14 protein-coding genes are annotated in these 14,533 nt (G+C 72.9%); 5 read left to right on the top strand and 9 right to left on the bottom strand.

Features of this window, described 5'->3' with window-relative positions:
- Window positions 1-244 precede the first annotated feature (244 nt).
- Entirely contained in the window at window positions 245-1,045 is an 801-nt protein-coding gene (locus tag SCA03_RS33360; RefSeq protein WP_141275842.1) for a DUF4097 family beta strand repeat-containing protein, read from the top strand.
- A 22-nt stretch (window positions 1,046-1,067) separates the two neighbouring features.
- Here the strand turns inward: SCA03_RS33360 and SCA03_RS33355 are convergent, their stop codons facing one another.
- The 4 genes from SCA03_RS33355 to SCA03_RS33340 form a co-directional block, all read right to left on the bottom strand.
- A complete protein-coding gene (locus SCA03_RS33355; protein WP_230989085.1) occupies window positions 1,068-1,946 on the bottom strand; it encodes a PIG-L family deacetylase in 879 nt (292 codons plus the stop codon).
- A 121-nt stretch (window positions 1,947-2,067) separates the two neighbouring features.
- Window positions 2,068-2,787, bottom strand: a complete 720-nt coding sequence (locus SCA03_RS33350; RefSeq protein WP_037852256.1) for an AroM family protein — start codon at window positions 2,785-2,787, stop codon at window positions 2,068-2,070.
- A 28-nt stretch (window positions 2,788-2,815) separates the two neighbouring features.
- Window positions 2,816-4,543 carry an OPT/YSL family transporter gene (locus SCA03_RS33345; RefSeq protein WP_086814389.1) on the bottom strand — a complete coding sequence of 576 codons (1,728 nt, stop codon included), beginning with the start codon at window positions 4,541-4,543 and terminating at the stop codon, window positions 2,816-2,818.
- An 83-nt stretch (window positions 4,544-4,626) separates the two neighbouring features.
- Complete coding sequence (locus tag SCA03_RS33340; RefSeq protein ID WP_030885991.1) at window positions 4,627-5,613, bottom strand: DUF1177 domain-containing protein; 987 nt, start codon at window positions 5,611-5,613, stop codon at window positions 4,627-4,629.
- Between the two features lie 120 nt (window positions 5,614-5,733).
- On the opposite strand from SCA03_RS33340, the gene SCA03_RS33335 reads away from it, so the two are divergent.
- The 4 genes from SCA03_RS33335 to SCA03_RS33320 all read left to right on the top strand — a co-directional run bounded on the left by SCA03_RS33335 (window position 5,734) and on the right by SCA03_RS33320 (window position 9,002).
- A complete protein-coding gene (locus tag SCA03_RS33335) occupies window positions 5,734-6,549 on the top strand; it encodes an IclR family transcriptional regulator (RefSeq protein ID WP_030893955.1) in 816 nt (271 codons plus the stop codon).
- 42 nt (window positions 6,550-6,591) lie between these two features.
- Window positions 6,592-7,323, top strand: coding sequence for a dipeptidase PepE (gene pepE / locus SCA03_RS33330; RefSeq protein ID WP_030885997.1), 732 nt, complete (start codon window positions 6,592-6,594; stop codon window positions 7,321-7,323).
- 133 nt (window positions 7,324-7,456) lie between these two features.
- Window positions 7,457-8,197, top strand: coding sequence for a class I SAM-dependent methyltransferase (locus tag SCA03_RS33325; protein ID WP_141275841.1), 741 nt, complete (start codon window positions 7,457-7,459; stop codon window positions 8,195-8,197).
- Between the two features lie 100 nt (window positions 8,198-8,297).
- Window positions 8,298-9,002 (top strand): helix-turn-helix domain-containing protein, encoded by a 705-nt coding sequence (locus SCA03_RS33320; RefSeq protein WP_086815199.1) that lies wholly within the window; start codon window positions 8,298-8,300, stop codon window positions 9,000-9,002.
- A gap of 30 nt (window positions 9,003-9,032) precedes the next feature.
- Here the strand turns inward: SCA03_RS33320 and SCA03_RS33315 are convergent, their stop codons facing one another.
- The 5 genes from SCA03_RS33315 to uraD all read right to left on the bottom strand — a co-directional run bounded on the left by SCA03_RS33315 (window position 9,033) and on the right by uraD (window position 14,306).
- On the bottom strand, window positions 9,033-10,541 hold the full coding sequence (locus tag SCA03_RS33315; RefSeq protein WP_051846882.1) for a nucleobase:cation symporter-2 family protein: 1,509 nt from the start codon (window positions 10,539-10,541) through the stop codon (window positions 9,033-9,035).
- Between the two features lie 321 nt (window positions 10,542-10,862).
- Window positions 10,863-12,272: an 8-oxoguanine deaminase gene (locus SCA03_RS33310; protein WP_086815200.1), complete on the bottom strand. Its 1,410-nt coding sequence runs from the start codon at window positions 12,270-12,272 to the stop codon at window positions 10,863-10,865.
- A gap of 89 nt (window positions 12,273-12,361) precedes the next feature.
- Window positions 12,362-13,297: a factor-independent urate hydroxylase gene (gene pucL, locus SCA03_RS33305; RefSeq protein ID WP_030886012.1), complete on the bottom strand. Its 936-nt coding sequence runs from the start codon at window positions 13,295-13,297 to the stop codon at window positions 12,362-12,364.
- A 5-nt stretch (window positions 13,298-13,302) separates the two neighbouring features.
- Entirely contained in the window at window positions 13,303-13,749 is a 447-nt protein-coding gene (gene uraH, locus SCA03_RS33300; RefSeq protein ID WP_086815201.1) for a hydroxyisourate hydrolase, read from the bottom strand.
- Window positions 13,746-14,306 carry a 2-oxo-4-hydroxy-4-carboxy-5-ureidoimidazoline decarboxylase gene (uraD, locus tag SCA03_RS33295; RefSeq protein ID WP_051856867.1) on the bottom strand — a complete coding sequence of 187 codons (561 nt, stop codon included), beginning with the start codon at window positions 14,304-14,306 and terminating at the stop codon, window positions 13,746-13,748. Before uraD ends, uraH begins: the two co-directional genes overlap by 4 nt.
- Between the last annotated feature and the right edge of the window lie 227 nt (window positions 14,307-14,533).

The following is a 14,533-nucleotide window of genomic DNA, read 5'->3' as shown; positions in this document are numbered from 1 at the left end:
CCGCCACCCGCACCGCAACGGTGCGGGTGGCGGGGGCCTTTCCGTGTCCGGGCCCGGGCCGGGGCGTCGGCGCGGCGTACGGACGCGGGAGGCGCCCGGGCGCCGGTGGCTTCCCCTACGGGTTCCTCCCGAGGCGCGGGCCGGTACCGTGCCGCGGTGCCCGCCCGGTTCTCAGGGTCGGGACCGGGGCCGCTCCTCCTGGGAGGCGATCCGCGCGCGCCCGCGATCCGGCACGATGAAGGGCATGCTCACTCCACGCGCCTCCCGGCGTCGCACGATGCGTTCCACCGCCACGGCCGCCGCCGTCACCGCGGCGGTCGTCGCTCTCGGCGCCGGCTGCTCGGCCGACTCCCTGTTCACCGACGTCAAGTCCGCTTCGCGGTCCTACAACGTCGGGAACGACGACCAGCGGATCCGGACGCTGGACGTGCGGTCCTACGCCGGGGACATCACCGTCAAGGCGGCCGAGCCCGACCGCAGGACGGTCGGCGTCGCCGAGGACATGGAGTACGAGAAGACCAAGCCGCACACCGAACACCAGGTGAAGGACGGCGTGTTGCGGCTCACCTCCGACGACTGCGGGGGCAACGGCGACAAGTGCACGGTCCACTACACGGTGACGGTGCCGGCCGCGCTCACCGCGCGGCTGCGCACCGGCGGGGGCGACGTCACGGTCCGCGACCTGTCCGGCTCCGTGGACGCGCGCACCGAGGGCGGCGACGTCGTCGCGCGCACCACCTCGGGCCGGCTGCACGCCCGCACCGACGGCGGCAACGTCCGCCTCACCGACGTACGCTCCCGCGACGTGGACGCCGAGTCGGGCGGCGGGAACCTGCGCGGCACCTTCGCCGCCGCTCCCGACCGGGCGCGGCTGGCCTCCGGCGGCGGCAATGTGACCGTGCGCCTCCCGCGGGGCACGTACGCCGTCGACGCCCGCACCGACGGCGGCACCCGCGATGTGTCCGTGCCGACGGACCGCGAGGCCCCGCACCGGGTCACGGCGCAGACCGGCGGCGGCAATGTGACCGTCACCGGCCGGGACTGAACGCCCCTCGCCCGGGCCCGGGTCACCGGCGCGGGCGGGCGGCTCGGGGCGCGGCGTCCGGCAGCCGGGCCGGGTCCAGGGGCGGTGCCGACGGCAGCAGCGGACGGCTGAGGTACCACTCGGTGGTCAGCAGCCGCCGCCGCTGCGGCTCCGGCAGAGCGGCCAGCAGCGTGACGCCGCCGCCCCGTTCGACCTCCGACCTGTGGGCGTGGAGCGCCTGCCACTTGCGCTCGCCCCACGGCGCGATGTCGATCGCCCCGCGCTCCTCGTCGATCCACTCCGGCGGAACACCGGGCAACGGCCCGCCGCCGTCCCCGCCCTTCTCGCCGTCCCCGCCGTCCCCGCCGTCCCCGGGTGCCTCGGCGCCGAACACCTCGCGCCAGATCTCGCGGACGAAGGGGCGCGGCAGGGTGGCGTAGTGCAGCGCGGCGGGGCGCCAGGCCGGGCCGGCGTCCGGGTGGAGCTGATCGTGCCCGGCGGCCTCGGCGGCGAGGGTGGCGACCTGGTGGGCGCGGATGTGGTCGGGGTGGCCGTAGCCGCCGAAGGCGTCGTAGGTGACCACGGCGTGCGGCCGGAAGTCCCGGATGTGCGCGACGACTTCGCCGACGGCCTCGTCCAGCGGGACGTCGGTGAACCGGGGCCTGCCGGGGGCCGAGGCGCCCGGCCGGTCGGCGTGGCCCAGCAGCCGGGGCGGTTCCGGCACGCCGAGGATCTCCAGCGACCTGGCCAACTCCCGCGCGCGCACGGTGCCTTCGGCCCAGGTGCAGGTCACGACGGCGGTACGGGCACCGGCGTCGGCGTACTTGGCCAGCAGTCCGCCGGTCCACAGCGCCTCGTCGTCCGGGTGCGCGTGCACACACAGCAGGCGCGGGATCTTCTCGTCGGCGTCGGGGTGCGTCACGGTGCCGTACCTCCCGTCCGGGGCCAGGACGGCTCATGGTGCCGGAGGGGGCGGGCGTCCCGGACGGCGGGGTCCGGTGTGCGGCGGCGGGCCCGGGGCGACGGGCCCGCCGCGGCGGGCGTCAGGCGGCCGTGCGCGGGAGCGCGACCGCCGCCTCGGTGGCCAGCCGGACCGCGAGCGCCCGGGCCAGCAGCACCGGGCGGCCGGCGGCGGAGGCCGCCGTGCGCATGGACTCGCTGTAGCCGATGCAGTCGAGCACCAGCCAGCGGGAGCCGCCCCGGGCGAGCTTCCCGGCCGCGGCGGCGACCTGCTCGTGCGCGTCGGCCGCGTACGGGTTCGCCGCTTCGGCCTCGACGGGGCCGGGCAGCAGCCGTGCCCAGCGCGCGGTCACATCGGCGCGCTGGTCGGGCAGCGGGCAGACGATGCCCACCGGGTCGGTGCCGGTCAGCCCGCGCACGCCCTGCTGGACGAGGGGTTCGGCGTACAGCAGCGGCCGGGCCGAGTCGACCGCGGGGAAGTTGCCGGTGCACAGCAGGAGGGTGGCGCCCGCACCGTCGGCCTCGCAGCGGGCGACGGCGTCCCGCAGCCGCGGGGCGAGCGCGTCGTGGCCGAGGACGACCGAGGAGCCGTCGCGCAGCCGGGAGACGAGCGGCGCCTCGTCGGGCGCGGGCGCCACCGCGGCCCGGGTCCGCTCGCCCTCCGGGCCGTCGAACACGTCGTCGTCGAGGGCGCCGTGCTCGACCGGCCGTACCCCGCCGAGCAGCGGGGCCGCGTCGTCGGTCAGGTCGGTGCGCGGCGCCTGGCCTATGGTCACCAGGCCGAGGGCGGGGCCCTCACTCATGTCGCTCTCCTTCGGGGGACTCGGGGAACTAGACGGCCTTGTAGATCTGGCTCACGTCGTTCAGGGAACTGCCCGCGACGAGTCCGGCGCCGACGAGCGCGAGATCGTTGTCCGCCGCCGCGCCGGGCGCCTCCACCTCCTCGGGCGGGGTGGCGCCGTCCGCCGGGGTGCGGGCCGCGGCGCGGGAGCGGTACCGGGAGTAGGCGACGCGGATCGCGAGCGCCGCGAGGACGAGCCAGCCGGCCTGCGGGGTGGCCACGAGCAGACCGGTGGCCAGCAGCACGCCCATCTGCCGGGACGAGCCGCCCAGCACCTGGATGAGCGCGCCGGGGATGGCCCACAGGCCCATCATGGCCAGCGCGTGGGTGTCGGTGAGCCCGGCCTTGATGGTGTCGACGTAGACCTGGGCGACCGGCGGGACCCGTCCCTCGGAGAAGAACGGCTTCCAGGCGATCATCACGACGACGATGGCCACGGCGAAGCCGACGAGCTGGGCGATGTACTGCTGCCGGCGGCCGGCCATCTCGTAGGGGTGCCAGGGCACGGCGCCCTTGCGCAGCAGCCAGCCGGCCTTGAAGTCGAAGCCGACGTCGGCGAACGCGGGCCCGGTGGAGGCGGCGTAGCCGACGAGCAGCGCCAGCGGCACCATCGGGATGCCCAGCACGAGCCCCACGATCAGGAAGATCAGGGTGACGGCGAAGGCGGGGAACCAGCCGGAGTGCATGGCGGCGAGGCCGACGATCAGCTGGTGCACCAGCGCGGCGACCCCGGCGAGCGCGACCCAGCCGACGAGGCCGAGGCCGCCCATGTCGGCGGCGACGCCCCCGGCGAACGCGACCAGCAGCGCACCGACGAGGAAGAGCGCGAGGCCCTCCAGCAGCCCGCGGCGCAGCCGGGTGGCGTCGACCGTGCGCATCTCGGGCCGGAACCGGTCGTCGGCGGGGTCGGCGGGCCCGGCGGCGGGGGCCGTCGGCTCGTCGGCCTGCTGCTTCCTGCCCCGGCGGTCGCGCATCAGCAGCACCGCCTGGACGAGCGCGACGAGCCCGGCGCCGATCATGACGCCGTGCGGCACGTAGTCGGCCGACAGGTCCGTGTGCAGCAGCGAGGGGGCGTACTGGGCGACGAGCAGCCCGATGCCGAACATCAGCAGGGCCCAGATGTTGCCGAGGAAGGCGACGCCGGCGGCGCTCATGGGCAGCTTGAACAGGGAGCCGACGAAGCCGATGACGGCGCTGAGCCCGAGCAGCTTGGCCTTGCGGCCGCCCTCGTCCCCGGCCTTGATCGTCTCGGCGGCGGCGATCCCGGCGGGCCAGGCGGCGGAGGCGGGCAGCAGCCGGGAGTCGAAGACGCGGTAGAGCACCCAGCTGTCGACGGCCAGGCCGATGACGGCGCCGCCCAGCATGGGCCACACGAGCCCCGGCTTGCCCAGCAGGAAGGGCACCGCGATGGGCGTGACGAGGGAGTTCGCCGCGGCGAAGGTGGAGCCCGAGATCGCGGACTGTACGAGGTTCTGCCGGTGCGGGTTGCGCATCCGGGAGAGGGCGGCGAAGGAGATGCGCCCGATGAGCATCGCGATCAGCGCGCCGATCACCGAGGTGTTCGGCGCGATGCCCAGCGTCGTGATGAGCACGAGGCCGATGACGGCGCCGAGCACGGAGAGCAGGATCGTCACGACGAGCGTGACCGGCTCCAGGGCTCTGGGGTGCGCCTGCGGTTCGGCGGCTTCCGGCGGGGCGGGGGCCGGGGTCCGGTTCATGGGGGCTCCGTGGGGTCTGGTGCGGGAGCGGCCCCGGCCCGGGCCTCCGTGCGCGCGACGGAGGCCCGGGCCGGGGGTGGTGCTCAGTCCTCGGTCGCGCCTTCGGTGGACTGGAGGCGGGTCATGGGGCCGTACAGGTCGACGAGCCGGGCGAACTCGTCGGCGTCGTGGAAGGCGACGACTCCCCGTCCGTACTCCTTCGCGGTCTCGATCGCGAAGCGACCCGCCGCGGCGATGTCCGTCTCGTGGCTCGCGCCGGTGGCACAGCCGGCGACGGCGCTCTGCGCGGTGAGCGCGAGACCGACGACCGGGGCGTCGGTGGCCACGCACGGCTGCATGATCGAGTTGATGTGGTGGACGCCGTTGCCGTAGGGCGTGATGTCCTGCGTGGTGATGGGCAGCACATGCGCGGACTCGCCGGTGACGGTCTCCAGCACGCCGAGCAGATCGTCGCTGACCCGCAGGATCCAGCCCTGCTTGACGGTGGGCGACAGGGCGATGCCGCGGTGGTTGAGCAGCCGGTTGCCCTTGGTGGTGTCGATGGAGACCACCGCGTCCATGGCCTCGTCGATCTCCGCGCGGTTGCAGTCGAGGATCGAGACGGGCGAGTCCATGAACGGCACCGGGTCGTGCGGCCGGGTCGGCGCGTCGGGGCAGACGTGGGTGCTGAGGATGACGTCGCCGCGCAGGATGTCGCCGCGGCCGTACATGTCGAGCAGCTTGGCGGCGGCGGAGAGGGCGGCGACGGCGCCGTCGGCGTCGGAGACGATGCCGGTGCGCTCGGGGCGGGCGCCGACCCCGCCGAGGCGGCCGAGGACGCCCAGCGTCGGTGCCTCGCCGCCGGCGCGGGCGCCGTGGCTGCCGGGGACGACGACCTTCACGAAGTCGGTGCCGCCCTTGGCGCCCTCGACCCGCTCGACGGTGATGTCGACCTGCTCCGGCCGTCCGGCGGCGTCGCCGGCCTCCTGCACGGCCCGGTCGAGTACCGCGCGCAGGTGCGCGGCGAGCGTGTGACCGTCGGCCTGCGGGCGGTCGAGGAGTTCGATGACGTCGAGTACGTGCTTGAGCACGGCGACTCCCTGTGCGCGTGGTACGTGGTGCGGATTGGCACAGGTTCTCTCCGGGTTCTGGAGAGAGCAACCTTTTCTCTATATTCGGGACGGCGATTCGACTACAGATAGAGTACTCGTGTGACTACCGATCGAGGAGCTCCGCTCCAGACCGCCGACCGGGTCCTCCAGGTGCTGCTGGCCTTCTCCCACGACCGGGAGGAGTGGGGGGTGACCGACCTCGCGGCCGAGTTCGGCTGGGACAAGTCCGTCGCCCAGCGGCTGCTGGCCTCCCTCGCCCACCGCGGCTTCCTGGTCTCCGACGCCGTCACCCGCCGCTACCGGCTGGGGCCCGCCGTCTGGCACATGGCCACCGCCTGGGAACGGCACGGCGGCATGGCCGGCCTCGTGCGGCCCACGCTGCGCGAACTGGCCGCGGAGAGCGGGGTGACGGCCCTGTTCGCCGTGCCGGACGGAGCGCATCTGCGGTGCGTCGAGTCGGCGGACGGCTCGACCGGGCCGCTGCGCGCCTACCGGCTCGCCGACGAGCTGTACCCCGGGCACGCGGGCGCCACCTCCCGGGCCTACTTCGGCATGCTCACCCCCGGGGCGCGCGCCGCCGCGCTGTACGGCCGGCCGATGGCCCGCTTCAGCGAGCTGACGGTCACCGACCCGGACGAGCTGGAGGAGCTGATGTCCCGGGTGCCGACCGAGGGCCACGTCTACTCGGAGGGCGAGTACGACCCGGCGACGGCCGGACTCGCCGTACCGGTGGTGGTGCGCTCCCAGCCCATCGGCTCGCTCACCCTCGTCGGACCCCACGACCAGCTGGACGGGCGGCAGGACGAGCTGCTGGTACCGCTGCGGGCCGCCGCCGCGGGCCTCGGCGAACTGCTCACCCCGCGCCGCGTCCCCCGCGCCGGCCAGGCCGGCCGCACCTCGCGTCAGAAAGGCTGAACACCCGTGAACACACCCGCCAACACACCCGCGAGCCACGCCATGAAACTGCTGCTGCTCTCCAACTCCTCGGCCCCCGGCCGCACTTACCTCGACCACGCGCGGGACGCCATCGCCGCGCACCTCACGGGCGTGGACGAGCTGCTGTTCGTGCCGTACGCCCTCGCCGACCACGACGGTTACACCGCCAAGGTCGCCGCCTTCATGGACGAGCTGGGCATCCGGGTGCGCGGCGCCCACACCGCCGACGACCCGCGCACCCTCGTCGAGGCGGCGCAGGCCGTCTTCATCGGCGGCGGCAACAGCTTCCGGCTGCTGAAGTCCCTCCAGGAGCGCGGCCTGGTCGAGGCCGTCGCCGCGCGGGTGCGCGCGGGAGTGCCGTACATGGGCTCCAGCGCCGGCACCAACATGGCCTGCCCGACGCTGCGCACCACCAACGACATGCCCATCGTGCAGCCGGCCTCGTTCGCCTCGCTGGGCCTGGTGCCGTTCCAGATCAACCCGCACTACCTCGACCCCTCCCCCGACAGCGCCCACATGGGCGAGACCCGCGAGGAGCGCCTGGAGCAGTTCCTGGAGGAGAACGACGTGCCCGTGCTCGGTCTGCGCGAGGGCACCTGGCTGCGCCGCGACGGCGACACCCTCACCCTGGACGGCGTCCCCTCCGGCGCCCGGCTCTTCCGCGCCGGCGCCGAACCCGTCGAGCACACCCCGGGCGCCGACCTGAGCGAACTGCTCGCCACCGAGCCCCGGTTCGACTCCCGCACCGCCTGACCCCCGCCGGCGCCCCGCCCGCCCCCGGCGCGCGGGCGGGGCCCGGATCTTCGTGCGTTCTGCCAGTACGCCGCGCGGGGCCGGGTGCGGAAGACTGCCCGCCGAGGACGTCGCGGCTCGGGAGGACGACACGGTGGGTGTGCAGCAGTACGACGGGATCGGCGAGGCGTTCGAGGGCTTCAAGTCCCTGCCGCTGACCCGGTACGCGGAGGTGCCCGGCTTCCTGGCGATGGTCGGGGACGTACGCGGCCGAGCGGTGCTGGACCTGGCCTCCGGAACCGGCTTCTACAGCCGGGAGTTCAAGCGGCGCGGCGCCGCCGAGGTGCTCGGCGTCGACATCTCGCCGGAGATGGTCGCCGTGGCACGCGAGCGCGAGCGGCGCGAGCCGCTGGGGGTGCGCTACGCGGTGGGCGACGTCGCCGAACTGCCGCCCGCCGAGCGGCGCTTCGACCTGGCCACCGCGGTCCATCTGCTCAACTACGCCGAGGACACCGCCTCGCTGGAGCGGATGTGCCGCGCCGTGCACCGGAACCTGGCGCCCGGCGGCGGCTTCTTCCTGCTCAACCAGAGGCCCGACTACCGCTTCGACGGGCCGCCCCTGGACAAGTACGGCTTCCGTACCGGACTGACCGGTGAGGAGACCGACGCGGGGCCCCGCGTCCGGCTCACGGCGCTGCTCGACCCGCCGATCACCATCCACAGCATCTGCCCGCGCCGCGAGGTCTACGAACAGTGCCTGCGGGCGGCCGGGTTCACCGAGGTGACCTGGGTGCCGCTGGAGGTGACCGACGCCGGCGTGGACAGGTTCGGCGCCGGCTTCTGGGCGGACGCCCTCGCCAACCCCCCGCTGGAGATGCTGCGCTGCCGCGCCTGACGACCACGCGCACCCGGCCCCGCCTGGAGCTTTCTACGAGCCCGAGGTTCGGTCGAACAGACGCTGGGCGGGGCAACGGGCCGCTCCGTACGGTGTGCCGATGTATGACGGCACGTCACGGGGGCGGCACACGAGTTCGTTCGACGGCGCGGCGGCCCGCAGGCTGCGCGAGGCACTGGGCATGGCACCCGGCGATGTCGCCCACGGCATGCGCGCGGCGTTCGGCCTGACCGTCGCCGCGGAGACGGTGACCGCCTGGGAGCGGGGCGAACAGGCCCCCGACGACAGGGAGTTGACCGCGCTGGCGGGCGCCCTGTGGTGTGCGGTCCCGGAGCTGATGGACACCCCGGGCACGCTGCGCGGGTTCCGGCTGGCGCAGGGGCTCTCCCGCGCGGACCTCGCGCTGGGCATCGGCATGGACGAGGCCGCCTACGCGCTCGCCGAGGAGGAGGGCCGGTGGGTGGGCGACGCCCGCCAGGCCGACGCGCTGGGCCGGGTGCTGCGGCTCCCGGTGCCGGCGCTGATCGCCTTCACCGGCCGCTCGGCCGAGCTGGCGGAGCTGCTGCGCCGCGCGGTGACCTCCCGCTGGCAGGCGTATGTGGAGCCGGTGAGCGGGCTGGTGCCCCTGCCGCGCGCCTACCTGGAGGACGGGCTGCGCCGGCTGCACGCCGAGTACACCTCGACGACGGCCGCCTCCCTCGGCTGGGGCCGGCCCGCCTCGGCCTCGTCGCGCGAGGCGGCGCGGGCGTTCCTGGACGACGTGCTGGACCGGTTCTGGAACGCGGTGGAGGGCCTGGAGAGCTGAGCGCTCCCCGGGCCCTCCGGCCGTGCGCCGTCAGGCGGGGCTGTGCGCCTGCCGGCCCTGGAGGCCCTGCTGGTCGTCCGGATCGGGTGCGTCCGGCTGGTGCGGGATGCCCTCGCCGGGCTCCATCGGATGGGTGACGACCTCGTCCTCACGGTGCCGCTTGCCGAGGTGGTTGAACACCAGGTTGAGGACGACGGCGGTGACGCAGCCGGTGGAGATCCCGGAGTCCAGGACGACCTTCATGCTCTCCGGGAAGGCGTGGTAGAACTCCGGCGCGGCGATCGGTATGACGCCGACGGCGAGCGAAGTGCCCACGATCAGCACGTTGTTGTCGTTGCTCAGCCCGGCCTTCATCAGCGTCTGGATGCCGCTGGCGGCCACCGAGCCGAACAGGACGACGCCCGCGCCGCCGAGCACCGGCTGCGGCACACAGGCGATGAGCGCGGCCGCCATCGGACACAGGCCCATCACGACGAGGATGCCGCCGGCCGTGGCGACGACGAACCGGCTGCGGATCCGTGTCATCGCGACGAGTCCGATGTTCTGTGCGAAGGCGCTGCACAGGAAGCCGTTGAAGAAGGGGCTGAGGAAGGAGCCGAGCATGTCGGCGCGCAGACCGCCGGCGATGGTCTTCTCGCCCGCGGGCCGGTCGACGATCTCGCCGAGCGCGAGCATGTCGGCCGTCGACTCGGTCATCGTCACCAGCATCACGATGAGCATCGAGACGATGGCGGCGATCTGGAACTGCGGTGCGCCGAAGTGGAAGGGCGTGGGGAAGCCGGCGATGTCGGCCTCCTTCAGCGCGGTGAAGTCGGTGATGCCGACGGGTATCGCGATGAGCGTGCCGGCGACGAGGCCGACCAGCACCGCGATCTGCTTGAGGAAACCGGTCGCGAACCGGCGCAGCACCAGCACGAGCAGCAGCGTGACGCCGGCCATGGCGATGTTCTTCAGGTCGCCGTAGTCCGGGCTCTTCTCGTCGCCGCCCTGCGCCCAGTTGAAGGTGACGGGCATCATCGAGATGCCGATCAGGGTGATGACGCTGCCCGTGACGACGGGCGGGAAGAACCGCACCAGCTTGCTGAAGAACGGCGCGACGAGGAAGCCGACGGCGGCGACGACCAGGGTGGCGCCGAAGATCACCGGGAGCGCGTCGTCGGGCCCGGTGGACTTGTTGATCGCCAGCATGGGGGCGACGGAGGCGAAGGTGACGCCGTTGACGAACGGCAGCCGGGCGCCGATCTTCCAGAAGCCGAGCGTCTGGAAGAGGGTGGCGACGCCGGCCAGGAACAGGCTGGCGCCGGTCAGGAACGTCATCTCGGTGACGGACAGACCGACGGCGGCGCCGATGACGAGCGGCGGCGCGACGACGCCCGCGTACATGGCGGCCACGTGCTGCACACCGGTGGTGAACAGCTTCAGGGGCGGCATGCCCTGGTCGACCGGGTGCTTCTGTCCGCCCTGCGGGGGCGGCTGGGCGTCGTTCCCGTCGTCTTCCGCCGTCGTCTGGTGCGCGGTGAACCTGGGCGTCTTGGCCACTGGGTCCTCCTGTCGATGTCAGTGCCGGGAAGGCACGCGCTTTCAGGGAGGTGGTGCGGTGGGGGGTGCTGCGTCGGGAGATGTGCGGGTGTGCCGTCGCGCCCATATGCCGATGACCGGACACCCGGTGACGGATGTCCGGTGCATGACATAACCTTCTCCTGGCCGGTGACCGATTCCGCGGGCCGGTCGAAGAGGACCCCAGGAACCCGGGTCCGCGGTGTCGGCCCTGCCGGGAGAGCAGAAGGGAAACCGAAGTGATGACAGTGGTGCTGAACCGGCCGGGAGCCGTCCCTCCCGGCCGGTGTCCGGGGGCCGGCCTCAGCCGGCGTCGGCGCTGATGCGTGCGAGGCGCCTCGCCTCGTCACGCGCGCCGCGTGCGATCTCGTCCTCGTCGGCGCGCAGCAGCCGGCCGTCCTCGACGACCTGCACACCGTTGACGAAGGACGCGGTGACCGGTGCGGGCGCTCCGAGGACGAGCGCCGCGACCGGGTCGGCGATGGAGGAGTGCGCCAGGCCGTCCAGCTTCCACAGGACGAGGTCGGCCAGCTTGCCCGCCTCCAGCGAGCCGGTCTCCCGGTGCCGACCGAGCACCCGGGCACCGCCGTGCGTGCCCAGCCGCAGTGCCTGACGCACGGTCAGCGCGCGTTCCTTGTGCGGGCCGAGCCGGTTGACCAGCAGCGCGTTGCGCAACTCCGTGTGCAGCTCGCCGGACTCGTTGGAGGCGGTGCCGTCCACGCCGAGGCCGACCGGGACACCGGCCGCGAGCATGTCCGGCACCCGGGCTATGCCCGCGGCGACACGGGCGTTGGACGAGGGGCAGTGCGCGACACCGGTCTTCGTACGGCCGAACGCCTCGATGTCCTTGTCCGTCATATGGACGCAGTGGGCCATCCACACGTCCTCACCGAGCCAGCCGGTGGACTCGAAGTAGTCGGTGGGCCCCATGCCGAACAGCTCGTGGCAGAACTTCTCCTCCTCCGCCGTCTCCGAGCCGTGCGTGTGCAGCCGTACGCCCTTGCGGCGGGCCAACTCGGCCGCCTGGCGCATCAGTTCGGTGGAGACGGAGAACGGGGAGCAGGGCGCCGCCGCGATGTGCAGCATCGAACCGAACGAGGAGTCGTGGTGGGTGTTGATCGCCTGCTCGGTGGCGGCGAGCGCGTCCTCGGTGCTCTCCACGGCGAAGTCCGGCGGCAGTCCGCCGTCCGACTCGCCGCGGTCCATCGAGCCGCGCGTCGCCGTGAACCGGACGCCCAGCTCGGCGGCGGCACGGATCTCGGCGCCGAGCAGATCGCCGCTTCCGCGCGGGAAGACGTAGTGGTGGTCCATGGCGGTGGTGACGCCGCCGCGCACCATCATGGCCAGGGAGCCGCGGGCCGCGGCGTGGACCATCTCCTCGTCGATACGGGCCCAGATCGGATAGAGGGCGACGAGCCAGTCGAACAGGTGGGAATCCTGCGCGAGCCCTCGGGTGAGCCACTGGTAGAAGTGATGATGGGTGTTGACCAGGCCCGGGGTGACCAGGTGCCCCGTCCCGTCGATGCGGCGGGTGACGCCGGTCAGCCCCTCCGGGGCCCGGCCGGGCCCGACCGCCTCGATGCGGTTGCCGTTGACGACGATGTGGCCCGAGGCGTACTCGGTGTCGTCGGCGTCGACGGTCGCGACGGCGCAGTTCTCGATGACGATGCGCGACTGTGCTCCGGTGTCCGCTGGGTTTCCGGTGTCCGCCATTGGGGGGTCCTCGCTGGTTCGTGGGGCCCCTGCCCCGCCCCCTCTCTCCCCCCAAGGGGAAGGGGCGGCGGCAGGGGATCAGTGGAGTGTCAGAGGTTGGTCATGTCGACGGGGATCAGCGCCTCGGCTCCGTCGCGCAGGACCGTCGCCTCGATCAGTCCGTAGGGCCGGTCGGCCGCGTAGTAGACCGCGCCGTCGGCCGCCTCGTTCTTCATGCCGAACGGTGCGAGATCCACCTTGAAGTGGTGCTTGTTGGGCATGGAGAAGCGGATCTCGTCGATCTCGGGCCGTGCGTTGATGACCCGCACGCCCATCTGGTACAGCGTCTGCTGCAACGAGAGCGAGTACGTCTCCGCGAACGCGTGCAGCATGTTCTTCTTCGCCTGGGCGTAGGACTTCTCCCAGTTGGGCATGCGCTCGCCCTCGGCCCCGGTGACGTTGTGCCGCCACACGGAGGCCACCTCGGTGGCCAGGATGCGGTCGTAGTCCTCCGGGAGCGTGGTGTAGCGGTCCTTGATGTAGCCCCAGAACTCCGAGTTGGTGGAGTTCAGCACGGTGAGGCCCTTGAGACCGGAGAGCACCTGGATGCCCTCGCCGTCGTAGGTGATCTGCGCCGTGCGTATCTCCTGGCCCTTGCGGACGAAGGAGTGCTGGACCTCGTCGGCGCCGATGAACTGCGAGTTGGCGTCCGAGGTCGCGATCCGCTCCCAGGAGTACTCCTCGATGCGGATGCGGGCGCGGTGGATCGGCGCGCAGCTGTCCACGAAGTGCCGGGCCAGCAGGATGCCGAACGCCTCGGCGGACTCGATGCCGTGCTCCTTGGCGAAGGCGAACACGGTGTTCTTGGTGGTGTCGGTCGGCAGCACGTTGGCGTTCGAACCGGAGTAGTGCACCTCGTCCAACTCGCCGCTGAGCGCGACCGAGACGTTGAGGTCCTTGATGTGGTGGGTGTCGCCGTCCCGCGTGATCTTGACGACGCGGTTCTCCGCCTTGCCGTACTGGTTCTGGCCGAGAATCGTGGGCATGAGTGTCAGCTCCCTCGGTACACGGAGTAGCCGAACGGGTTGAGCAGCAGCGGCACGTGGTAGTGCTCCCCCGGCTGCACCGCGAACACGACGGTGACCTCGGGGAAGAAGCTGCCCGGCACGCTGTCCCTTACGCGGGGGGCGTCCTGCTGTTCCGCGGCTTCGCGCTGGATGCGCTCATTCGCGCTGTGCTTGTTCGCGTGGTGCTCCACGAAATACGGCTCGGTCTCGTAGACGAGCCGCACGTGGGTGGTGCCTTCCGGCAGGGCCGGAAGACCCTTGCAGCGCCCGTCGGCGTCGGTGTGCGACGTGGCGTGCTCGGTCCAGTCCCGGTCAGCACCCTGCGGCGCCCCCGACCGGACGGCGAGCCGTACGGGGACCGAAGCGGCCGGCCGGCCGCGGCTGGTGTCCAGGATGTGCGTGGACACCGAGGTCTCGTTGCTGCCGCTCATGGTGTGGGGGCTCCCTTCTGTGGTGCGTCCGCCCCGGCCGTCTCCCCCGCCGGCTCCTGCTCGACGAAGCGGCCCAGCCGGATGCGGTTGATCTTGGCCAGCTCCTGCCGCACGATCTCCCGCTCCCGCTGCCGGTCGTTCTCCAGCCGGCTGCGAACGGCGTCACGCATGTCCTCGGCGCTGCGGCCGGTGGCACAGATGAGGAAGACGTGTCCGAACTTCTCCTGGTAGGCCAGGTTGAGTTCGAGCATCTCCGCCTTGAGCGCCTCGTCGGCGTCCGCCATACCGCGCTGTTCACGCGCCGAGGTGGGGTCCCCGGGCCTGGGCCGGCCGATGGGCGGGTGTCCGGCCATCGCCTCGTCCAGGCCGTCGTCGGTGAGCGCGGCGGTGGCCTCGTCACTGACGGCGAAGAGACGCGCCGCATCGGGGTAGGGACGCCGGGCGAGCAGTGCGCTCCCCCAGGCCGTCGCCGCACACATCTCGTGGAGCGCGGCGCGGGCCGCGTCGTCCCCGGCGGAGTTGAACCAGGACAGACCTGGAGTCGAACGCGAAGTCACGGGACCTCCGTGCCGTGGTGCTGTTCGGGCTGGGAATAGCTAAGTCCTCGGACAACAGTGCGTCAACAGTTTGTTGAAAGCTTTTCGGTATCCCGAAACTTAGTGCCCACGATCCGGAAGCTGCCTGGCCATCCGGGTACCCGCGACAGCAACGCCCGCCACACGGCGCACAGTTGCCCCTCGCACAACGGGCCGGCCCGCCTGTCGGCCGGGCCGGCCCGTCCACG

Source organism: Streptomyces cacaoi (assembly GCF_006539165.1).
In the GTDB taxonomy this organism is placed as follows: Bacteria; Actinomycetota; Actinomycetes; order Streptomycetales; family Streptomycetaceae; genus Streptomyces; species Streptomyces cacaoi.
Note: the sequence above shows the minus strand (reverse complement) of the source record. Positions and strands in the feature narration are given on the sequence as shown.

What these genes read in the sequence shown, in the direction of transcription:
- SCA03_RS33360 (WP_141275842.1), top strand. Translation starts at nt 245, where the DNA reads ATGCTCACTCCACGCGCCTCCCGGCGTCGCACGATGCGTTCCACCGCC.
- SCA03_RS33350 (WP_037852256.1), bottom strand. Translation starts at nt 2,787, where the DNA reads ATGAGTGAGGGCCCCGCCCTCGGCCTGGTGACCATAGGCCAGGCGCCG.
- SCA03_RS33345 (WP_086814389.1), bottom strand. Translation starts at nt 4,543, where the DNA reads ATGAACCGGACCCCGGCCCCCGCCCCGCCGGAAGCCGCCGAACCGCAG.
- pepE (WP_030885997.1), top strand. Translation starts at nt 6,592, where the DNA reads ATGAAACTGCTGCTGCTCTCCAACTCCTCGGCCCCCGGCCGCACTTAC.
- SCA03_RS33320 (WP_086815199.1), top strand. Translation starts at nt 8,298, where the DNA reads ATGTATGACGGCACGTCACGGGGGCGGCACACGAGTTCGTTCGACGGC.
- SCA03_RS33310 (WP_086815200.1), bottom strand. Translation starts at nt 12,272, where the DNA reads ATGGCGGACACCGGAAACCCAGCGGACACCGGAGCACAGTCGCGCATC.
- pucL (WP_030886012.1), bottom strand. Translation starts at nt 13,297, where the DNA reads ATGCCCACGATTCTCGGCCAGAACCAGTACGGCAAGGCGGAGAACCGC.
- uraH (WP_086815201.1), bottom strand. Translation starts at nt 13,749, where the DNA reads ATGAGCGGCAGCAACGAGACCTCGGTGTCCACGCACATCCTGGACACC.